The sequence below is a fragment of the Leucobacter aridicollis genome (genome assembly GCF_024399335.1).
GTDB lineage: Bacteria > Actinomycetota > Actinomycetes > Actinomycetales > Microbacteriaceae > Leucobacter > Leucobacter aridicollis_A.
Map to the genome: position 1 here is coordinate 2,922,405 of NZ_CP075339.1, position 21,225 is coordinate 2,943,629.

At 63.7% G+C, this 21,225-nt stretch carries 18 protein-coding genes; 6 read left to right on the forward strand and 12 right to left on the reverse strand.

Annotated elements, in window-relative coordinates; genetic code table 11:
* Positions 1 to 51: 51 nt before the first annotated feature.
* From KI794_RS13135 to KI794_RS13145, 3 genes are all read right to left on the reverse strand, one after another.
* Entirely contained in the window at positions 52 to 804 is a 753-nt protein-coding gene (locus tag KI794_RS13135; RefSeq protein WP_255808358.1) for an NlpC/P60 family protein, read from the reverse strand.
* A gap of 124 nt (positions 805 to 928) precedes the next feature.
* Positions 929 to 2,281 (reverse strand): NADP-specific glutamate dehydrogenase, encoded by a 1,353-nt coding sequence (gene gdhA, locus KI794_RS13140; protein ID WP_119284944.1) that lies wholly within the window; start codon positions 2,279 to 2,281, stop codon positions 929 to 931.
* A 99-nt stretch (positions 2,282 to 2,380) separates the two neighbouring features.
* The gene (locus KI794_RS13145; protein WP_119284945.1) at positions 2,381 to 3,070 is read right to left on the reverse strand and encodes a metal-dependent transcriptional regulator; all 690 of its coding nucleotides are present in this window, start codon (positions 3,068 to 3,070) and stop codon (positions 2,381 to 2,383) included.
* A gap of 161 nt (positions 3,071 to 3,231) precedes the next feature.
* On the opposite strand from KI794_RS13145, the gene serC reads away from it, so the two are divergent.
* The gene (gene serC / locus KI794_RS13150; protein WP_119284946.1) at positions 3,232 to 4,356 is read left to right on the forward strand and encodes a phosphoserine transaminase; all 1,125 of its coding nucleotides are present in this window, start codon (positions 3,232 to 3,234) and stop codon (positions 4,354 to 4,356) included.
* 96 nt (positions 4,357 to 4,452) lie between these two features.
* Here the strand turns inward: serC and rlmB are convergent, their stop codons facing one another.
* The 3 genes from rlmB to phoU are packed head-to-tail and all read right to left on the reverse strand — an operon-like array spanning position 4,453 to position 7,657.
* Positions 4,453 to 5,466 (reverse strand): 23S rRNA (guanosine(2251)-2'-O)-methyltransferase RlmB, encoded by a 1,014-nt coding sequence (gene rlmB / locus KI794_RS13155; protein ID WP_255808359.1) that lies wholly within the window; start codon positions 5,464 to 5,466, stop codon positions 4,453 to 4,455.
* Positions 5,463 to 6,947, reverse strand: coding sequence for a cysteine--tRNA ligase (cysS, locus tag KI794_RS13160; protein ID WP_255808360.1), 1,485 nt, complete (start codon positions 6,945 to 6,947; stop codon positions 5,463 to 5,465). The genes rlmB and cysS overlap by 4 nt, the downstream gene beginning before the upstream one ends.
* A 56-nt stretch (positions 6,948 to 7,003) precedes the next feature.
* The gene (gene phoU / locus KI794_RS13165; protein ID WP_119284949.1) at positions 7,004 to 7,657 is read right to left on the reverse strand and encodes a phosphate signaling complex protein PhoU; all 654 of its coding nucleotides are present in this window, start codon (positions 7,655 to 7,657) and stop codon (positions 7,004 to 7,006) included.
* A 137-nt stretch (positions 7,658 to 7,794) separates the two neighbouring features.
* Here phoU and KI794_RS13170 point away from each other — a divergent pair, with 137 nt between their 5' ends.
* Together KI794_RS13170 and KI794_RS13175 are read left to right on the forward strand one after the other, a co-directional pair.
* The gene (locus KI794_RS13170; protein ID WP_119284950.1) at positions 7,795 to 8,907 is read left to right on the forward strand and encodes a sensor histidine kinase; all 1,113 of its coding nucleotides are present in this window, start codon (positions 7,795 to 7,797) and stop codon (positions 8,905 to 8,907) included.
* Positions 8,907 to 9,599 (forward strand): response regulator transcription factor, encoded by a 693-nt coding sequence (locus tag KI794_RS13175; RefSeq protein WP_119284951.1) that lies wholly within the window; start codon positions 8,907 to 8,909, stop codon positions 9,597 to 9,599. Before KI794_RS13170 ends, KI794_RS13175 begins: the two co-directional genes overlap by 1 nt.
* An 89-nt stretch (positions 9,600 to 9,688) precedes the next feature.
* Here the strand turns inward: KI794_RS13175 and KI794_RS13180 are convergent, their stop codons facing one another.
* On the reverse strand, positions 9,689 to 10,324 hold the full coding sequence (locus KI794_RS13180; protein ID WP_255808361.1) for a DNA modification methylase: 636 nt from the start codon (positions 10,322 to 10,324) through the stop codon (positions 9,689 to 9,691).
* A 181-nt stretch (positions 10,325 to 10,505) separates the two neighbouring features.
* Between KI794_RS13180 and KI794_RS13185 the strand changes: the two genes are divergently transcribed.
* Positions 10,506 to 10,991, forward strand: coding sequence for a CarD family transcriptional regulator (locus KI794_RS13185; RefSeq protein ID WP_042544077.1), 486 nt, complete (start codon positions 10,506 to 10,508; stop codon positions 10,989 to 10,991).
* A gap of 250 nt (positions 10,992 to 11,241) precedes the next feature.
* Here KI794_RS13185 and KI794_RS13190 read toward each other — a convergent pair whose 3' ends face one another.
* Positions 11,242 to 13,005, reverse strand: a complete 1,764-nt coding sequence (locus tag KI794_RS13190) for a proline--tRNA ligase (RefSeq protein ID WP_119284952.1) — start codon at positions 13,003 to 13,005, stop codon at positions 11,242 to 11,244.
* Positions 13,006 to 13,033: 28 nt separating this feature from the next.
* On the opposite strand from KI794_RS13190, the gene KI794_RS13195 reads away from it, so the two are divergent.
* On the forward strand, positions 13,034 to 14,551 hold the full coding sequence (locus tag KI794_RS13195; RefSeq protein WP_255808362.1) for a dolichyl-phosphate-mannose--protein mannosyltransferase: 1,518 nt from the start codon (positions 13,034 to 13,036) through the stop codon (positions 14,549 to 14,551).
* Between the two features lie 6 nt (positions 14,552 to 14,557).
* On the opposite strand, the gene KI794_RS13200 is transcribed toward KI794_RS13195, so the two are convergent.
* Positions 14,558 to 15,529, reverse strand: coding sequence for an NAD(P)-dependent oxidoreductase (locus tag KI794_RS13200; RefSeq protein WP_255808363.1), 972 nt, complete (start codon positions 15,527 to 15,529; stop codon positions 14,558 to 14,560).
* Between the two features lie 67 nt (positions 15,530 to 15,596).
* Between KI794_RS13200 and KI794_RS13205 the strand changes: the two genes are divergently transcribed.
* Entirely contained in the window at positions 15,597 to 16,505 is a 909-nt protein-coding gene (locus KI794_RS13205) for a LysR family transcriptional regulator (protein ID WP_255808364.1), read from the forward strand.
* Between the two features lie 73 nt (positions 16,506 to 16,578).
* Here KI794_RS13205 and KI794_RS13210 read toward each other — a convergent pair whose 3' ends face one another.
* The 3 genes from KI794_RS13210 to KI794_RS13220 all read right to left on the reverse strand — a co-directional run bounded on the left by KI794_RS13210 (position 16,579) and on the right by KI794_RS13220 (position 21,222).
* Positions 16,579 to 17,928 carry an MFS transporter gene (locus KI794_RS13210; RefSeq protein WP_255808365.1) on the reverse strand — a complete coding sequence of 450 codons (1,350 nt, stop codon included), beginning with the start codon at positions 17,926 to 17,928 and terminating at the stop codon, positions 16,579 to 16,581.
* A 179-nt stretch (positions 17,929 to 18,107) separates the two neighbouring features.
* A complete protein-coding gene (locus tag KI794_RS13215) occupies positions 18,108 to 19,448 on the reverse strand; it encodes an MFS transporter (RefSeq protein WP_255808366.1) in 1,341 nt (446 codons plus the stop codon).
* 121 nt (positions 19,449 to 19,569) lie between these two features.
* A complete protein-coding gene (locus tag KI794_RS13220) occupies positions 19,570 to 21,222 on the reverse strand; it encodes a class I adenylate-forming enzyme family protein (RefSeq protein ID WP_255808367.1) in 1,653 nt (550 codons plus the stop codon).
* Positions 21,223 to 21,225: the final 3 nt, after the last annotated feature.

Here is a 21,225-nt window from a genome sequence, read left to right on the forward strand (position 1 = left end):
ACAGAAACGGGGCGCAGCCCGAAAGCTACGCCCCGTTTGAGTGATGAGCTACTAGCTCATGCGAACAACCTGAGTCGGCAGACCAGCGTAGGTGCTGAGGCCAGCGACGACGGTGGTGCCACCGGTCCAGCCGCCGTGCACTGCCTGGCCGCCACCGATGTACACGGCGACGTGAGGAGCGCCCGGCCACATGAGCAGGTCGCCCGGCGCGAGGGCCGTCGAACCGTGTACGTAGTCGACCGACGCGCCGTAGCGGAAGAAGTCGTTCACGCCATGGTCGTAGCCGCCCTGGTCGCGGCGCTCGGTCAGACCGATTGCAGCGAGTGCGTTCTGCGCGAGATCAGTGCAGTCCTGTGAGACGCCAACCTGTGCGAGCGCTGCAGCGACGAGGCCGCTCGCGCCCGAACCGGCAGGAATCTCTGCGGCCTTCGGAGCCTCTGCAGCAGCAGCTGTTCCGGTCTTCGTCTCCTTGGCGGCTTCAAGCTCAGCGGCACGCTTCTCAGCCTCCGCGACGAGCTTCTCACGCTGCTCCTGCTCGGCAACAGTCGTGTCGACCTCGAGCGGGATGTCGTCAATCTTAGTGAGCGCGGGGCCTGCAGTGACCTTAATCGTCTGCGATTCGGCGACAGCTGCCACCGGCTCTTCCTTGTCGTTGAACGCGTATGCGGGCAGCGCGAGCGTGCCAAACATAGCGAAAGTGAAAACGGCGGCGCCGCCCACTCGTGCGATCTTCTTGACCTTCGCCTTGGACGAAGCTGCGGGTTCGGTCGCAGCTACGACCTCAGTGCTGGGCTGTGAATTCACGAAATATCTACCTTACGTTGGTGCTTATTGGCGGTCAGCATGTGACCGTTGAAGCCAAGACTCGACCAAGCCTAACCGAACATCACGAAATTGTCACGCTTAGATTACGGACCGGAACTCGGGCTTAAATGACGCCCTGTTCGAGCATCGCCTGAGCCACTGTCACGAACCCTGCGGAGTTGGCACCGAGCACGTAATCACCGGGCTTTCCGTAGCGCTCTGAGGCCGAGTAGCAGAGCTCGTGAACGTCGCGCATGATCTCGTGCAGCCGGTTCTCGCTCTTGTCGAAGTCCCAGCGCGAGCGTGCAGCGTTCTGGCTCATCTCAAGCGCAGACGTTGCAACGCCGCCAGCGTTTGCGGCCTTGCCGGGAGCGAAGAGCACTCCCGCGCCCTGCAGCAGCTCAATCGCCTCAGGTGTGGTTGGCATATTTGCACCCTCGGCGACCGCACGAACGCCGTTCTTCAGCAGGGCGCGCGCGGCGCTCTCTCCGAGCTCATTCTGCGTCGCGCACGGGAACGCAAGTTCGCCGCGCACGTCCCAGACGCTTCCACCCTCGACGTAGTGCGAGCCGGGCCGGCGTTCAGCGTACTCGGAGATTCGTGCGCGCTCGGTCTCCTTGATTTGCTTGAGCAGCTCGACGTCGATGCCAGCCTCGTCAACGATGTAGCCGCTGGAGTCAGACGCTGTGACAGCGCGGCCGCCGAGCTGCTGGATCTTTTCGATGACGTAGATCGCGACGTTTCCCGATCCTGACACGATGGCGCGGCGGCCTGTCACGCCGTCGCCCGAGCGCGCGAGCATTTCTTCTGCGAAGAACACGGCACCGTAGCCCGTGGCCTCTGTACGGACCTCGGCGCCTCCCCAGCCTTTACCCTTACCCGTGAGCACGCCCGATTCGTAACGGTGTGTCAGGCGCCTGTACTGGCCAAAGAGGTAGCCGATCTCGCGAGCGCCCACGCCGATGTCGCCCGCGGGAACGTCGGTGTGCTCGCCGATGTAGTGCACGAGCTCAGTCATGTACGCCTGGCAGAAGCGCATCACCTCAGCGTCGCTCTTGCCTGCCGGGTCAAAATCTGACCCGCCTTTGCCGCCGCCAATGCGCTGCGACGTCAGGGCGTTCTTGAAGACCTGCTCAAAACCGAGAAATTTCACGACCGAGAGGTTCACGCTCGGGTGGAAGCGCAGGCCGCCCTTGTAGGGCCCGAGCGCGGCGTTAAACTGCACGCGGTACCCGCGGTTCACCTGCACTTTGCCTGCGTCGTCAACCCACGGCACCCGGAAGGCGAGCTGCCGCTCGGGCTCGACAAGGCGCTCAAGGATGCCTGTCTCAATATATTCAGGGTGCTCATTGAGCACCGGAGCCAGTGTTTCGAGCACTTCGCGAACGGCCTGGAGAAACTCTGGCTCTCCGTGGTTCCGACCTTCAACAGCTTCTAGAACAGCGCTAAGGTGCGCCTCCGACGTTGGAAGTGACAATGCTGTCTCCTCGGGGTATCAGCTCCATTGTTCATGGGCTCGCCAAAACAGGCGATATCGAACGTCCACGAAACTCCATGTACGTAGACGCCGCCTCATCTATGAGACGAAAATGTGTGCCGCCACCTCCACAGGAATGTCGATGGCATCACTGTTTCCTTCCACCTGAACGCGCACGAGGTCGCCGGTGCGGGTGAAAGAAGCCTTGTTTCCGGGAAGGACGCCAGCGGCAGCGAGCTGAGACAGCAGCTCAGGCTCGTACTGCGCGGGCTCAGCGAGGCGCCGGATCGTCGCCTCGGAAGGGTTGTGCGGCTCGGCGAGCCAATCAAGCATGCCAAGCTCGCTCGCGCTCGCTGGCGGTGCGGGACGCGCGCCAAGCTCCTCGAGGCCCGGAATGCGGTTTCCGTAAGGTGACACAGTGGGGCGGTCGAGGATGCTGAGGAGCTTCCGTTCAACCTGCTCACTCATCACGTGCTCCCAGCGGCACGCCTCTTCGTGAACGAATTCCCACTCAAGCCCGATCACGTCGGCGAGCAGCCGCTCGGCGAGGCGGTGCTTACGCATGACGCGGATCGCGCGGGCGTGCCCTTCCTCCGTGAATGCGAGCTGCCGATCGTCGGTAACGACGACGAGCCCGAGGCGCTCCATGCGTGCAACCGTCTGCGAAACTGTCGGGCCGGAATGGCCGAGTCGCTCGGAAATCCGCGCGCGCAGCGGGACGATACCTTCTTCTTCGAGTTCGAGAATCGTTCGAAGGTACATCTCGGTAGTGTCAATCAGATCCGTCAATGTATATACCCCACCAGCCGTCTGCGTAGCCCCAGCTTACGACATGTTCGTGGCGGGCTCACGCAAGAGTTCAGCCACAGGGCCGCAGTATTCGGCCAGCTGAACCAAATCGCGAGCCCGTAGATGCCGAGCAAACGCGCATTAGTCCATACAATTAGGGCATGCCCGCGATTGAACTCCCATCCTCACTCATTCCCGCAGACGGACGTTTCGGTTGCGGCCCGTCGAAGATTCGGGACGAACAGCTGTCGTTCCTCGCAAGTCTGCAGCCAACGGTGCTCGGCACCTCGCATCGCCAGGCTCCCGTGAAGAACCTCGTCGGCTCGGTCCGTGAGGGCCTGTCGTCGCTCTTCCGTGCGCCCGAGGGCTACGAGATCCTTCTCGCCAACGGTGGCGCTACAACGTTCTGGGACTCGGCAGTGCATTCGCTCATCTCCCGCCGCAGCCAGCACCTCACCTTCGGCGAGTTCGGCGCAAAGTTCGGCGCGGCCGCTGCAGCCGCGCCGTTCCTCGAGGAGCCGATCATTCGCAAGGCCGACGCTGGCTCACGCTCCGAGCTCGCGCCGCAGGCTGGCGTCGATGTCTACGCGTACCCGCACAACGAAACCTCGACGGGCGTCATGGCCGAGGTCCGCCGCGCGGCTGGCCCCGATGTCGATCCCGGCGCGCTCACAGTCGTCGACGCGACGAGCGCCGCCGGCGGAATCGATTTCGACGCCGCCGAGACCGACGTCTACTATTTCTCGCCGCAGAAGAACTTCGCGTCTGACGGTGGACTATGGTTCGCGCTCGTTTCACCCGCCGCCATCGAGCGAATCGAGCAGCAGACAAACGGCGACCGCTACATCCCCGAGTCACTCAACCTGGCAGGCGCCCTGTCAAACTCTCGCCTGAACCAGACGCTCAACACTCCTGCGCTTGCGACGCTCGCGCTCATGGACGAGCAGGTGCGATGGATCAACGAGAACGGCGGCCTGAGCTGGGCCTCAGCGCGTACCGCCGAGTCCTCGGGCGTGCTCTACGAGTGGGCCGAGCGGTCCGAGGTTGCGACGCCGTTCGTGACGGACCCGGCGCACCGGTCGCAGGTCGTCGCGACGATCGACTTTGACGATTCGATCGACGCATCGGCAATCTCGACGGCGCTCCGTGAGAACGGCATCGTCGACACCGAGCCGTATCGCAAGCTTGGTCGCAATCAGCTTCGCATTGCGACATTCACGGCGATCGAACCCGACGATGTGCGCACCCTCACGGGCGCGATCGATTACATCCTCGAGCGCCTGTAACTGGCGCCTCGCCGCTGCCCACGCACACGGGCAACACGAGAAAGCCCCCGCCATATGGCGGGGGCTTTCTCGTCTCGCTACTTGAGCCGCGTGAAACTACTCGGTCGCCGCCTCTGCTGCGCGGAGCTTCGAAACCTCGTAGAGCGCCACAGACGCGGCGATGCCAGCGTTCAGCGACTCAGTGACCGCGGAGATCGGGATCGACACGATCGCATCGCACGTCTCAGTGACGAGGCGGGACACACCCTTGCCCTCACTTCCGACAACGATCACGAGCGGGCGTCCCGCGAGGTCGAGATTGGGAAGGCTCACGTCGCCGTCGCCGTCCAGCCCGACGACGAAGAGGCCCTGCTTCTTCAGCTCTTTCAGCGTCTGCGTCAGGTTCGATGCGCGAGCTACCGGGATACGCGCTGCGGCGCCTGCGGAGGTCTTCCACGAGGCCGAGTTCAAGCTCGCAGTGCGACGCTGAGGAACGATGACTCCCTGTCCGCCGAACGCGCCCACTGACCGAATGATCGCGCCGAGGTTGCGGGGATCGGTCACGCCATCGAGCGCCACGAAGAGCGGAGTCTCGTCGCGGTCGAGCACCTCCTCGAGGAGGTCCATCGGGTGCGCGTACTCCATCGGGGGAACCTTCAGCACAACGCCCTGGTGAACGGTGTCGCGGTCGGTCATCCGGTCGAGCTCTTGGCGCATCACTTCAAGCACGGCGACGCCGCGGTTTGTCGCGATGCGCATGATCTCGCGCATCCTGTCGTCCATGTCAACGCGCGCGGCTATGTAGAGCGTGGTTGCGGGGATCTTTGTACGCAGCGCCTCGAGCACTGCGTTGCGGCCGGTGACGAGTTCTGACTCGTCACTCTTGCGCTTGTTCTGCCCTTGGCCACCGCTTCCCCCGGCGCCGGATCCACCGCGCTGGTGGCGTGCCTTCGCGGCCTCATAGCGCTCGCGAGCGGCTTTCGCCTTCGCTGCGGGGTGGTACTCGCGGTCGGTCGCCTTCGGCGTGGGGCCTCGGCCCTCGAGCGCCTGGCGGCCCTGGCCACCCGATCCGACGCCCTTACCGAGCCCCTTCTTGCGTACGGCGCCTGTGCGCCCCTTCTTATTGGTCATGCGTGACTCCAGCGGGTTCCGGTCGGACTGTCTTCAAGGATGATTCCGGCTCCGGCAAGACGATCCCTGATCGCGTCGCTGGTGGCGAAGTCTTTGTTCGCGCGCGCTTCGGCACGCTGTTCGATAAGGCCGACTACGAGCGCGTCGAGCGCTGTATCGGCAGCGGCGTTCCCAGAAGCCGCGCCCCACAGACTATCGCGTGGATCGAGTCCAAGCACATCGAGCATCGCAACTACCTCGATCGCGCGGTGCAGCAGGGTATCGCCGTCGCCCGCGTCGATCGCAGAATTTCCGACACGAACCGCGTCGTGCAGCACCGCGAGCGCCTGCGGAATGGCGAAGTCGTCAAACATCGCGGCAGTGAACTCGGCGGGAAGTGACTCGGTCGTTGCCTTCCCAGCGAGCGGCGCCAGGTACAGCTGCGCGGCGGCCTCACCGGCTGCCCGATCCTCGGCGGCTCCGACAATGTACTCCTCGGCGCGCTCAAGGAACCCCTCGATGCGGTCGAAGGCGGCAGCCGCCTCGGCGAGGGAGCCGTCAGAGTATTCGAGTGTGGAGCGGTAGTGCGCAGCGCCAAGGAAGTAGCGAAGCACAACCGGGCGGGCCTCCGCGAGCAGGTCAGCCGCGAACAGCGAGTTGCCGAGCGATTTTGACATCTTCTGGCCGCCCGTGTTCACGAGGCCGTTGTGCACCCAGTGGTTCGCAAAGCCCTGCCCCGCTGCGCGCGACTGCGCAAGCTCGTTTTCGTGGTGCGGGAAGCGCAGGTCGAGGCCGCCGCCGTGAATGTCGAAGGAGTCGCCGAGGTAGCGTGCCGCCATCGCGGAGCATTCGATGTGCCACCCGGGTCGGCCGTCGCCCCACGGCGACGACCACGACGCGGTCTCGGGCTCGGTGTCGCGGTGGGCCTTCCAGAGCGCGAAGTCACGCGGATCCCGCTTTCCGACGGGCTCGGAGTCGGCGGCGTCTTCCATCTGGTCGCGCCGCTGCCTCGTAAGCGAGCCGTAATCCTCCCAGCTTGCGGTGTCGAAGTACACGCTCGCCGAGCCGTCGTTCGCCTGATAGGCGTGTCCGCGCTCAATGAGTTCGCTAATCAGCGCGACCATCTCACGGATGTTCGCTGTAGCGCGCGGCTCGTAGGTTGGGGCGAGCACGCCGAGCGCATCGTAGGCGGCGGTGAACTCTCGCTCGACGCGGTAGGCGAGCGCCCACCATTCCTCGGTGCCCCCGGCTTCGCGTGCAGCCCGCGCATTGTCGAGGATCTTGTCGTCAATGTCGGTGACGTTGCGGATCAGCGTCACATCGTGACCCGTCGCACGGAACCACCTGTACATCTGGTCATACACGAGCACACTACGCAGGTGGCCAATATGCGGCGCTGACTGCACGGTGGGACCGCAGACGTAGATGCCAACTTTGCCCGCCTGTTGCGGAACGAAGTCAACAATTGCCTGCTTGTGCGTGTCGTAGATGCGTTGTGTCACGCCACAAGCCTACCGTTTGCTGGTTCGCAGCCCACCGAATGTTTCGCCCGGGAGGGCTAGTCGAAGTCTGCTGCGATCTCGCCCGAGAAGAAGAACTGCATCTGCTTCGCGACACCGACGGCGTGATCGCCGAAGCGCTCGTGGTAGCGGCTCGCGAGTGTGGCGTCGACGAGCCCGAGCGCGTCGGCGTTCACCTTGTCGCTCAGCATCTTCGTGAAGACCTTCGCGTGCAGCTTGTCGAGATCATCTTCAAGGTCACGGATCTCAAGAATGATCGCGGGATTCTGCTCGCGGAGCAGCCTCACGACTGCCTCGGCCATCTCGACATCAAGGGCGCCCATGCGTGTAAAGACCTTGCGCAGTCCCTTCGGGATCGCACTGTCCGGGTAGCGGTAGCGCGCGAGCTCCGCGATGTGCTCTGCGAGGTCAGACATGCGCTCGAGCTCGGAGCTCATGCGCAGCGACGCGACGACGAGGCGCAGGTCGGAGGCGACGGGCTGCTGCCGCAGGAGAATGTCGAACGCGAGCTCGTCAAGGGCGAGCGCAAGCGCGTTCACCTCTTCCGAACGCTCGATAACGTTCTCGGCGAGCTCCGCATCTGAGTCGCCGAAGGCAGTCGTCGCCTCGCCGATCGATGTCTCAACGAGCTCTGCCATCAGAGCGAGTCGCTCCTGCAACTCACTCAGCGACTGCTGAAATACTGCGCGCATGATGTCCTTTCGTGGCCAACCTCTTGCGTTCTTACTTTCCCTGTCTCCGGTGAACTGTCCGTCACTACAAGGTAAACAGTGAGCGAACTCTTCACTACCCAGTGCGCGGATGGTTCGCTCCCGTTTACGATGAAGACATGCTCCAGCTTGCTGAGCTCCCCCAGAGCCATGGCCTTCCCGAGACTGCAACCGCAATCCTCGACGGACTCGACGTCTTCGCTGTCATTCTCGACCGTTCACTCACAGCTGTCTATGCGAACGACGTCGCGCGCCGGAGCGAAAGTCCCACCGAGCTCGGCCTGTTGCGCACGCTTGAGTTCCGCAAGCGCGCGACGAGCGTCTTCGAGAGCGGGATCCCGTCGCATCGCGACCCCAAGCCTGCGGACCCGGGTGCCCCAGTGCGCACGCACGTCGTTCGTATCGAGGGCGACTTCATCGCCGTCATCGCAGAGGATCTCGCGGAGGAGCAGCGGCTCACAGCCATGCGACGCGACTTCATTGCGAACGTTTCGCACGAGCTGAAGACCCCGATCGCCGCTGTCGGACTCCTCGCTGAGGCGGTGAAGGAGGCTGCCGACGATCCGGATCTGGTGCGCGAGTTCGCGGCGAGCCTCGTGAAGGAATCGAAGCGTCTCGCCGATCTCTCTCGCGACATCATTCAGTTGTCAGAGGCGCAGTCGACGCTGCGTCCCGAGCTCCTCGAGCCTGTCGACTTGCGCGCCGTAGTCGATGAGGAGATCGACGCGCACGAGAGCTTCGCGGAGCGCCGCGGCGTCGACCTGTTCTTCACTGACAGCTCAAACCCGAAGCGAACCTCCGTAATTCAGGGGCGCGCAAGCGCGATCGAGAGCTCGATCGCGAACATTCTGAGCAACGCGATCAGGCATTCACCTCCCGGCGCGACGGTCAGGATCAGGATCGCCCACAAGAAGCGTCACTTCACTGTCACCATCACCGACTCGGGCCCCGGAATCGCCGAGGAACACCTTGAGCGGATCTTCGAACGGTTCTACCGCGTCGACGGCGCGCGCAGTCGCGAGGACGGCGGTACTGGGCTTGGCCTGAGCATTGCCAGGCACTCGCTGCGCGCGCATGGCGGCGACGTGACTGTGCGCTCCACGCCGGGCGAGGGGGCCCGGTTCACGCTCTCATTCCCACTCAACGACATCCCGAAGAAGAAACGCGCAAAGCGTGTGAAGCGCACGCGCAAAGCCCTCAAGCAGCTCACAGACACGAAAGGACGCGTCTAGTGTCCCCAAGCATCCTCCTCGTCGAAGACGAAGAGTCAATCTCGAAGCCGCTCGCGTTCTTGCTCGAACGCGAGGGGTACAGCGTGACGGTCGTTGCCGACGGCAACGACGCTGTGCGTGCGTTCACCACGGACGGCGCCGACCTCGTGCTTCTCGATCTCATGCTGCCGGGGCTGCCCGGCACCGAGGTCTGCCGCGAGATCCGGCTCCGGTCTCAGGTGCCGATCATCATGCTCACCGCGAAGGACAGCGAAATCGATATCGTTGTCGGCCTCGAGCTCGGCGCCGACGACTACGTCACGAAGCCATATTCAACCCGCGAACTGCTCGCCCGCGTGCGAGCTGCGCTGCGCAGGGCCGTGCCAGCTGAAGAAGCTGCGGAAGAGGAAGACGGGGGTGCGCTCGAATCGCACGGCATCCGCCTGGACACTGACCGCCACACGGTGACGGTTCGGGGCAGTGAGATCGCAATGCCGCTGCGGGAGTTTGAGCTCCTCGAGCTCCTCATGCGCCACAGCGGACGCGTGCTCACCCGCGGTCAGCTCATTGACCGCGTCTGGGGCAGTGACTACTACGGCGACACGAAAACTCTCGATGTCCACGTGAAGCGGGTCAGGTCACGCATCGAGGAGGAGCCGGCGCAGCCAAAGCTCATCTCGACTGTCCGAGGCGTCGGCTACCGCTTCGGGTAGCCGACACACAGCAGCCACAAAGAAAGGCGCCCCGCGAGATTCACTCGCGGGGCGCCTGTCGTTCGCGCAGTCTTCGCGCTACAGCCGTGTTAGCCGGCCTTGCTCGTGAGCGCCTCGGCCGCCTCAGCGGCGACGCGGGTGGTGAACTCCTCGACGGTCTCGCCGGCTTCCTTCGCCGCGGCAGCAAGCTCGTCCTCGGTCATCTTCGCGAGGTCGGCAACGGAGATCGCGGGAACGGCGCCAGCGCCCTCGGGCAGCACGTAAGCCTGGTACTCCTTGAGCGTGCCATCGAGCAGCGGCACGTACTCGACGAGGTCGCCCGTTCCGTTGATCGTGAAGTACGTCTTCACGGTCTGGCCAGCCTGCAGCCCGTCGAGCGGGGTGACGAGCAACTCGTCGTCGCTGTCGGGGTTACCGAACGAGGTTGTTCCCTCGGGGGCAACGAAGTCGATAGTCGCGTCAGCGGTGTCGCTCGTCATGTTGAGCGACACGTTGGCCGGAGCGCCGGTCTCGTTGACCGCAGTGAAGACGAGGTTGAAGTTCTCGCCGGTCTCGTCAGCGACGAGCATGATGTTGCGCAGCGCAACTCCGTCTGAGGTGACCTGCACGCCATCGCTCGGGGCGTACTCGACGCCGGTAGCGTTGTGCGCGATCAGGCTGCACCCGCTCATGCCGAGCGTGAGCGCTGCTGCAAGTGCGAGTGAAGCGGCGATCCGATTCTTCAAGAGGGCCTCCGAGCCGTGTATGAACTGAAACGTGCGCGCCCGAAGCACGCAGACCTGCTTCAATACTATCCCTCGCGGGGAGTGCTTGCGACCTGCTCCGCGACGAGTCGCAAGATACACCAGCTTCCGGAGGGAGAGCTGTGGTATTCTAGTGGTTGGATTTACACCAAGGAGCAACTCGATGCAATTTGAGGTCGGAGAGACCGTCGTCTACCCCCACCACGGCGCAGCCAAGATCATCGAGGTGAAGAAGCGCAAACTCGGTGGCGAGGAGAAACTCTTCCTGAAGCTTCAGGTCGACCAGGGCGACCTGACAATCGAGGTCCCCGCAGAGAACTGCGATCTCGTCGGCGTTCGTGATGTGATCGATCAGGAGGGCCTCAAGGAGGTCTTCGAGGTGCTGCGCACCCCCTTCACCGAGGAGCCAACGAACTGGTCACGCCGGTTCAAGGCGAACACTGAGAAGCTCGCTTCGGGCGACGTCATCAAGGTATCTGAGGTCGTTCGTGATCTGTGGCGCCGCGACCAGGAAGTTCGTTCGCTGTCCGCTGGCGAGAAGCGCATGCTCGCGAAGGCTCGTCAGATCCTTGTCTCCGAGCTCGCACTCGCCGAGAAGACTGACGAAGAGAAGGCTGGCCTGATCCTCGACGAGGTTCTCGCCTCGTAACCCAGGTTTCGCGCTCCCGCGCTGATAAGGCCCCGACGTGCTCTGCACGCCGGGGCCTTGTCATGTGTTGGGCGGGGTGAGCTGCAGGCTCGTCCCGCTCACTCAATCAATACACACAGAGATCTGCAGTCCGTATGCGACCTCCGCGGGCGGAAGGCATACGAACTGCAGATTTCTAGTGGGACGGCCGACTGGTCAGTGGCGTTGGTTCGGCAGCGTTGGACCAGAAGTGTTGGCCCAGTGGCCGGCCCTAGGCGAACAGGCCAGGAACCTCCGCGAGCGCGACCTTGTCCTTCGTCCCAGCGGCGCGATCCCAGACCTCGGCGAAGCCCTCGGCCGCGTCTCGACCAACCACAACCACGCGCGGCACGCCGAGCAGCTCGGCGTCGCCGAACTTCACGCCAGGCGACACCTTGGGTCGATCGTCGAACAGCACATCGACTCGAGCGTCGGCGAGCGTCGCAACGAGATCCTCGGCGATTGCAAGCACCTCTGGGTCCTTGCCAGTCGCGACGACGTGCACGTCAAACGGTGCAATGGCCCGCGGCCACACGAGCCCGCGCTCGTCGTTGTTCAGTTCAGCGAGCGCAGCCATGATGCGCGTGACGCCAATGCCGTAGGAGCCCATAGTGACAGTGACAAGCTTGCCATTCTCGTCGAGTACCTTCAGGCCAAGCGCCTCAGCGTACTTGCGCCCGAGCTGGAACACGTGTCCAATTTCCATGCCGCGCGCGGTCTCAATCGGACCTGAGCCGTCGGGTGCGGGGTCACCCTCGCGCACCGTAGCGATCTCTGCGACGCCGTCAGCGGTGAAGTCACGCCCGGCGACGAGATGCGCGACGTGCTTCTCGTCCTCGTTCGCGCCCGTCACCCACGAGGTGCCGGCAACGACGCGGGGGTCGAGCAGGTACTTCACCCCAGTCGATCCCTCGAGGCCGAGCACGGGTGCATCAGCGAAGCCGGGGCCGATGTAGCCCTTCACGAGGCCCGGGTGCTTCGCGAAGTCAGCAGCCGTTGCGGGCTCGACCTCGCAGTTCGGGAACGCGACCTCGACACGCTTCATGTCCGCATCTCGGTCCCCCGGGATGCCGATGACGACGAGCGAGCGCTCGCCTTCGAGGTCGGTCACTGCGAGCACAACGTTCTTCAGGGTGTCCGCGGCGGTCCATTCGCGGCCGTCCTCGCGGGGCATCGTCGCGTTCACGTGTGCGACGAGCGTCTCAATTGTCGGGGTATTCGGCGAATCAAAAACGACAGCGGCAGGCTGGCCCTCGATTGGCAGTGCCTCGGGAACGGGGGTCTCGTAGGCCTCGACGTTTGCAGCGTATCCCCCTGCCGAACGCACGAACGTGTCTTCACCGATTGCGATCGGCAGCAGGAACTCCTCAGAGCGCGAGCCACCCATCGCCCCAGCGTCGGCCGAGACGATGACGTACTCGAGGCCGAGCCGCGTGAAGATGCGCTCGTATGCGTCGCGCTGCTTCTGGTAAGCGGCGTTCAGCCCCTCGTCGGAGACGTCGAAGGAGTACGCGTCCTTCATTGTGAACTCACGGCCGCGCAGCAGCCCCGCGCGGGGACGCGCCTCGTCACGGTACTTGTCCTGGATCTGGAACAACTGCAGGGGCAGGTCCTTGTAGGAGGTGACGATGTCCTTCACGAGCAGTGTGAAGGCCTCCTCGTGTGTGGGGGCGAGCAGGTGGTCGGCACCGTGCCTGTCTTTCAGACGGAACATGTTGTCGCCGTACTCTTCCCAACGGCCAGTGAGCTCGTAGGGTTCGCGCGGCAGCATTGCCGGGAAGTGAACCTCGTGAGCGCCGGCCGCGGCCATCTCCTCGCGAACGATCTGTTCGATCTTCGCCTTCACCCGGAGGCCGAGTGGCAGCCACGCGAACACGCCCGGTGATTGGCGGCGGATGTAGCCCGCACGCAGCAGCAGTTTGTGGCTCCGCGCTTCCTCGTCAGAGGGGTCTTCGCGCAGAGTCTTGAGAAAGTATGAGCTGAGCCGTGTGATCACTCTCCCATGCTAGCCGTAGGCTGAGCGTATGCCCGTCAGTTTGCGCAGGCGTCCACGCGTATTCGCCGCCGTTGGCGTCTTCGCTGTGCTCGCCGTCGCCGCGGTACTGCGGTTCTGGGCGCTGGGACGGCCTGGCACGCTCGTCTTCGACGAGCTGTACTACGTACGCGACGCGATCACGCAGCTCGCACACGGTTATCCGACCACTTGGCCCGACGATGACCCGGCGATGGCTGTTCGTTTCACTGACGAGCCATCGTTCGCGGTGCACCCGCCGCTCGGCAAGTGGATCATCGCGCTTGGCGTTGCGCTCTTCGGCGATGCATCAGGGTGGGGCTGGAGATCAGCGGTCGCGCTGACGGGGGTCGCGACTGTTGGCCTCACGATGCGCCTCGGGTGGCGGATCAGCAGAAGCGTCGGCGTCGCGCTCTTCGCGGGCCTGTTCCTCGCGATTGACGGCGTGCACGTTGTGCTCAGCCGGGTAGGCCTCCTCGATGGGATCTTGACGTTTTTCGTCGTGCTTGGGGCCCTCTTCATGTGGCGCGATCACGAGTGGGTGAGTGACCGGAGTAGGCTCACCCGCGGCGGACTGCCGGTGCTCTGGGCTCGACCGTGGCTCATCGCAGCCGCCGCCGCGTTCGGCTGTGCGGCCGCGGTGAAGTGGTCCGGACTCTATCCGCTTGCCGCGCTTCTGCTCCTCACCGCGGCACGCGACGCAACCGTGCGGTTCTCGGTCGCACGCGAGGCGCGTCGCCGACTCGGCTTGACGGCTGACCTCAGCGCACAGCAGCACGCGAACTACGCCAGGGCAACCGGAACCGCGCTCCTCCAGGCGCTCGCCACTGGCCTGCTCGCGATCCCTATCGCCGTTGCCGTCTACGTCGCGAACTGGTTCGGTTGGATCTTTACGTCGGGCGGCTGGGGCCGGGACTCGGGGTGGCTGACTGGCCTGTGGCAGTACCACGTCGATATGTTCGCCTGGCACTCCACTCTGTCGGCTCCACACCCCTACCAGGCACACCCACTCACCTGGCCTCTCGGTCTTCGCCCAACGGCGATGTACTTTGAAGCCCTCGACAGCGGTCTCGTGCAGTCGATCACGCCGATCCCGAATGCACTCATCACGTGGGGCGGCGTCGCCGCGCTTGTCGTACTCACCTGGTGGGTGCTCCGCGCACTCCGCACCCCAACGACCCTCGTTCGCTATCGGCCCATCGCGGCCCGCGGCGCTTACGCTGCCGCCTTCGTCGTCGTCTGCTACCTGTCGGGCTGGCTGCCCTGGGTGCTGACGTTCTCCCGGTCGGCGGTCTTCCAGTTCTACGCGGTCGTGCTCACACCCTTCTCAGCGCTCGCACTCGCCCTCGTCGTTGGCGTGATCTGCAAGCGTCGCGGCTCGCACGAGGAAACCTCGGGCCGCCGAATGGCTGTCGCGCTCTTCGTCGCGACAGCCATCATCTTCGCGGCACTGTTCTTCCCTGTCTGGTCAGGGATGCCGATCCCTGAGGGGTTCTGGCGTTGGCACCTGTGGATCCCGAGCTGGGGGTAGCACCCGCTACCTCTCGTCTGGGGTGTAGCCAGCTACCGCGCCGTCGGGCGAGGAGTACTTCACCACGAGACTCGAGTCTTTATGCCCGAGGCCCTCGGCGATGAGGCGGTCAAATTGAGCCATGGCAACCTGCGCGCCGGGAAGCGCGACACCCAAGTCTGCGCCGGCCTGCACCGCGAGCCCGATATCCTTCCTCGCGAGCTCGGCGCTGAACGTCGCGTCGAAATTCTGGTTTGCTGCCGCGCGTTCGACGATGCCAGGCACCGGGTACCACGTCTGCTGCGCCCACGACCTGCCTGAGGAGGCCGAGACGACGTCCCAGAAGACCTGTGGGTCGAGGCCGAGCTGGAGGGCAAGCTGTGAGCCCTCTGCGCACGCCTGCTGAGCGATGAAAAGCATCATGTTGTTCGCGATCTTCGCCGCAATGCCGGTCGTCGGCCCGCCCGTCGCGAAGATGTTGCCCGCCATCGGCTCGATGAGATCGCTCACGCGCGCGACGTGGCCCGGGTCACCGCCGAGCATGAACGCGAGCGTGCCGTCTGCAGCGCCCGCAGTGCCGCCCGAGACGGGCGCGTCGACGAACGCGAATCCGCACTCCCGCGAGCCCGCGTGGCACCATGTCGACGTCTCAATGTCAACTGTCGAGGAATCAAACAGCACAGCGCCCTCCTGCGCGTTCTCCCAGACGCCCTCGGCGCCCGCATACACGTGCCTGACGTGTTCGCCCTTCGGCAGCATCGTGATCACCGCATCGGCGGAGGCGACGGCCTCGGCGACTGTGGCCGCCGGCGTCACGCCCGCCGCCACAGCCTGCTCAAGCGCGGCCGGGCTCGGGTCTACCCCGACCACAGTGTGTCCCGCCGAAATGAGGTGCGCGCTCATTCGCGACCCCATGTTTCCCAACCCAATCCAGGCGATTGTTGCCATCGTGTCCTCCTTGACGTCTCTGGTGCTGGCTTCAGCCTGCCCAAGGACCAAGTGAGAATCAATACACAGAGACGACCCTTTCTTGCAATCGCTCCGTGCACTGACGCACAATGGCGGCATGCGACATCTTCGACCCGACCTCCAGCCAGAGGCGCTCATGACGTTCCTCGCGGTCGCCCGCCTTGGACGGTACACCGCGGCCGCAGACTCGCTTGGCATCAATCACTCCACCGTCTCCCGCCGGCTCGCGGCGCTCGAGGAGAGCCTCGGCGAGCGCGTTCTCGTTCGCACCCCGACCGGCTGGGAGCTGACCGATCTGGGGCATCAGGCAATGCTCGCTGCGGAAGAGATGGAGGCGGCCATCGGACGACTTGCCGCGCATGACAGCCCAAGCACAATCTCGGGCCTCGTTCGGATTGCCACCCCCGACGCGTTCGGCTCCGCCTGCGCGATTCCCGCCCTCGCACGGGTGCAAGAGAACCACCCAGACGTCGCGTTCGAGGTCATTGCCGCAACGCAACGCGTGCGGCAGCACAGGTCAGGCGTCGACATCGAGATAGTGGTGGGCAAGCCCGAGGTCTACAAGGCGTCGGCGCTGCGACTCTCCGGGTACACACTCGCGCTCTACGCGACCGATGACTACCTCGGGACATACGGCGAACCGCTCGCGCTCAAGGACCTCTCGGAGCACCGGCTGATCTACTACGTGGAGTCTGCGCTCCAGGTCGACGAACTCGATGCAGCACACCAGCGGCTCCCCCTCGGCAAGCCAAGCATCAGCTCGACGAGTGTCTTCGCCCATGTGTCGGCGACGCTCGAGTCCGCAGGAATCGGGATCCTCCCTGACTACCTCGCCGAACAGCACGGCGCGCTTCGACGGGTGCTCCCCACCGACTATGAGCATCGGGTGGACTACTGGGCAGTCGTGCGAGAAGAAGGATTTCGCAAGCCGGCAGTCGCACTCACGATTCAGGCGCTCGTTGACTACGCCGCCCCGAATCGGCCGGCGTCTGCCCAGAACGGGTGACCTTGGGTGTCAGCTGAGGCCCATCCTCAGCTGACACCACCTGGCAGTGCGCAGCTCGCGCTAGGCTGCCACGTCAGGCGAACCGCGCGCGGTCGGCGTTGTCGAGCTGCTTCAGGTCAATACCCTTGGTCTCCCGCAGCGACACCACCGCAACCAGCGTCACGACGCATGCCGCCGCGAGGTAGACAGCGACCGGTACGCTCGACCCTGTCCTCTTGAGCAGCTCGGCTGCGATGATCGGGGCGATAGAACCAGCCACGATCGAAGTCACCTGGTAGCCGAGCGAGACCCCTGAGTAGCGCATGCGCGTCGGGAACATTTCGGCCATGAGCGCCGGCTGCCCGGCGTACATCATGCCGTGACACAGAAGGCCAATGACGATCGCAATGACGATGGTCACCGTGTTTTGTGTGTCAAACATCGGGAAGGCGATGAACCCCCACCCCGCGGAGAGCACGGCGCCGATCCCGTACACCACACGCCTGCCGAGCGAATCTGCGAGGCGCCCGATCAGCGGAATCGCGATGAACTGCACGGCGTGCGCGATGAGCAGGAACCCGAGGATCGGGGTCGTCTCCATTCCAACGTGAATCGAGAGGTAGGTGATCGAAAAGGTGACGACGAGGTAGTACATGATGTTCTCGGCGAACCGAAGACCCATCGCCGTGAACACCTGGCGGGGGTAGTACCGAAACACCTCGACGAGTCCGTTCGTGCGCTTCTCGGCGACGACCTCGATCGCCTGCGACTCGGTGAAGATCGGCGCGTCTGTGACCTTCGTTCGCACGTAGTAGCCGACGGCGACAATAACGACAGAGAGCCAGAATCCGATGCGCCAACCCCAGGACAGGAACTGGTCAGCACTCAAGACACCCGAAAGCACCCACAACACGATTGTCGCGAGCAGGTTGCCAAGTGGCAGCGCTGCCTGCGGCCAGCTCGCCCAGAAGCCACGGTGATCCTTCGGCGCATGTTCGGCGACGAGCAACACGGCGCCGCCCCACTCCCCGCCGACGGCGAACCCCTGGAGAAATCTCAGGGTGACGAGCAGCGCCGGGGCCCAGTAACCGATCGTCTGGAATGTCGGCAAGCACCCCATGAGAAACGTGCTGAGTCCGACCAGAATGATGGCGACCTGCAGCAGCTTCTTACGACCGTACTTGTCACCGAAGTAGCCGAACACGACACCGCCGAGCGGGCGGGCGACGAAACCGACGGCGTAGGTTACGAACGCGGCAATTACCCCGTCGAGCGGCTCGTCGGTCTGCGGAAAGAAGATGAGGTTGAAGACGAGCGTCGCCGCTGACGTGTAGAGAAAGAACTCGTACCATTCGACGACGGTTCCCGCCATCGAGGCAACGACGACTCTGCGCAGCGCCCCGAGTTTCCCGGTGGGTTCGGTGCGTGAAGAATCCGCTGACATTGCTACCTCCTTGTAGCTCAGACACTGACTAACTTGATGCGTCCCCCGGGATGTCAATGCTGCTCGTTCCGCCACGCCCCTGCAACGGCTCTTCCCGCACCACTCATGCGCAAATTTGCACAGTGATAGGCAAGGCGCAGCTGACACCGGTACAGTGCTCGCCAGACGCCGCGTTCGCCCTACACCTTGCTGAGATCGATTCCTCTCGTCTCCGGCAACCGGGTCAGCGCCAAGAACGTGACTCCGCACAACACAATCACGTAGACGCTTGAGAGCCACCCGAGATCCATGCTGTTGAACAGTTGATTAAGGTACGGGGCAGAACCGCCAAACACCGCAACCGAGAATCCATACGCGATCCCGATGTTGCGCGTGCGTGTGGTTGTGGGGAAGATCTCAGACATGTAGCTCGAGAGCAGCGCGCCCGCTGACCCAACGATGAGCAACGCAACAGTCGATGCAACAAATAGTGTCCACGCCTTGTCCGAGATAAGGTTCATGAGCGGGAACTGCGCCAGTGCCATGGCAATCGTGAATCCGTACAGCACGGGCTTTCGCCCGATCCGATCTGACAGCCTGCCCCAGAATGGCAGCGCGATGCACGCGATGATCTGTGCAAGCACAATCGCCCAGTACGCGGACTGCGTGGCCATGCCGCGTTCAACTATCGCGTACGTTGAGACGTACGAGCTCCAGGTGTAGTGCGCCGACGTGATGCCTGTAACCATGCCGATCAGCAGCAATACTGAAACGAGTTGCCCACGAGGGCGCCCAGCGATCGCTGCGGCAGTGACCCGGGTCGCGGGCTCGCCGTCGTCCTTAAGGAGCTCTTCGACAGCTTCCTCCGCGAACACCTCGGACTCGATCATGCCGCGACGCAGCCACAATGCGACGAGCGCGAGGACCGCCCCCAGGAGGAACGGAATGCGCCACCCCCAAGCTGCAACTGCGCCTTCGTCAAGCACATTGGTGATCGCCCCTCCAAGGGAGTACGCAATGATTGTCCCTCCGAAGATTGCGACAAACACAACGCTTCCCCATTGACCCCGCTTGTGCCTGGGCGCGATCTCTGCGACGTACGAGTTCGCCGTCGCTGACTCGCCACCGTGTGCGAAACCCTGCACCATACGGGCAAGGAGCAACCCTACCGATGCCCAGATTCCCACTTGCGCGTAAGACGGCATCACGCCGATAGCGACAGAGGCGACGGCCATCGCAAGCATCGTGGTGATCAGGACAAATTTGCGACCCTTACGATCGGCCACAATGCCAAAGACGAGCCCCCCGAGCGGGCGCATGAGAAACCCTACGGCGAACACCGCAAACGTTGCAAGCAGGGCCGAGACAGGGTTCTCCGGGTTGAACATCATGCCAGCGATGAACGGCGCGAAGACCGCGTACGCGCTCCACTCGTACCACTCAAGTATCTGCCCCACACTGCTCGCGATCATCGAGCGGCGTTGCCCCGATGATACGCGCTGCCCCTGTTCTCTCTGGATATCGACTGTCTGAGTTGTCATGTCAGTGCTCCTTTGCATTGAGGTAGGTACTCGAATGGATCGTGGTCCTGTGAGGCGTTCGCGATCGTCTACACGTGGCCTTGAGCGGGTGCAGGCGCACCTGCACGAAGCCTCACCCTGCTCAGTCGCGCAGCGCTCGTCTCTGAATCTTGCCTGTCGCTGTCTTCGGGAGGTCAGGCAAAATGACAACTGTCTTCGGCGTTTTGTATGCAGCCAGACGAGCCTTCACATGGGCGCGGATCGCCTCGCTTGGCACCGCAAAGCCAGAGCGCAACGAGACGAATGCAACGACTTCTTCGCCGCTGTATGAGTTGGGTCGGCCCACGACTGCGGCTTCGCGCACAGCTTCGTGCTCGTACAACACGTCCTCGATTTCCCGGGGCCAGACTTTGTAGCCCGAGATGTTGATTTGGTCCTTCTTGCGATCGACGAGGTACACCCAGCCTTCTGCGTCGAGGATCGCAATGTCTCCAGTGCGCAACCAGCCGTTGACGATGGTTGCGGCGGTTGCTTCTGGCTTGTTCAGGTACCCCAAAGTCACGCTTGGCCCTGATATTTCGAGCTCGCCTTGGGCTCCAGCGGGGGCGAGCATTCCGGCTGCCTCACGTACTCGCACCCGCACTCCCGGCATCGGCACACCGATCGCGAGGGTTCCTGTTTCGCGCTCGATCGGCGCCTCTGAGCCGAGTGGTACCGCGATGCATGCTGACGCTGTCTCGGTCATGCCGTAGACATTTCGAATGTAGTGGCCGAAACGGGCTTTGAACCGTGCGACAGTCTCTGGCGGAACTGGCGCTCCACCGGAGAACACCGTGCGTAGCGAGCGGAAGTCGTCCACTCCCCCGGTCGGCAAGTCGAGCAGCGCGTTGTAGGCAGTGATCGACCCGCACACGTGCTCGATCCGGTAGTCGGCGACTGCCTCAAGGAAATGCTCTGGCGTGAGCCTGCCGATGAACACCAACTCAGCACCCGACACCAATGCAGTGACTGCAACTGCAACTGCAACTGCCCCGGTGATATGGAAGAGGGGCGCGATTGCAAGCACCCGCTCACTCGGACAGATGTTGAACCACTGGCGGGTCGCCTCTGCGGTCGCGAGGAGGTTGGCATGCGAAGCGATGGCGCCCTTGGGATCTCCTGTGGTGCCCGATGTGTAGGTTAGCAACGCAGGAGTTTCAGGAGACAATTCCACCTCACCGGGCGACTCCCCGCGATGCCGCGCAATGAGGTTGTATAGATCCGTCGCGGGAAGGTCACTGCCCGCAGGCCTCCCGAGTTCGCCCGGTACACGCTCAGTGCGCGCGTGAACCTCGTACTCCCGCGTTGTGAGCATCCACCCCGGAGCGAGGTCTCCGAGGTATGCGACGGCCGCCTCGATCGCTCCTTCGACGCCGACTATCCCAACAGGGCGAGCGTCAGCAACTATCGTCTTGAGTTCTCGCTGCTTGTACATCGGGTTCAGCACCAACGCCACTGCCCCCAGGCGCCAGAGTGCGAGCTTGAGCAGCACAAACTCAGGTACGTTTTGCAGTTGAATGCCGACGACATCGCCCCGTGCGACTCCGAGCTTCTGGAGTCCCACCGCGATCGCAGCCGAAGCGATGTTAACCGAGCGCGCAGAGTACTCGGAGTCGAAGTAGCGCAGCGCTGTCTCGTCAGGCGCTTCGGCCACTCGCCTGGCCCACGCGGTGGGCAGTGTATGAGCTGGTGGGACGTACTCGTGGCTGACGTGTTCGGGATACCACTGATGCCAGCGTTCCAAAGTGTCGATCATCGT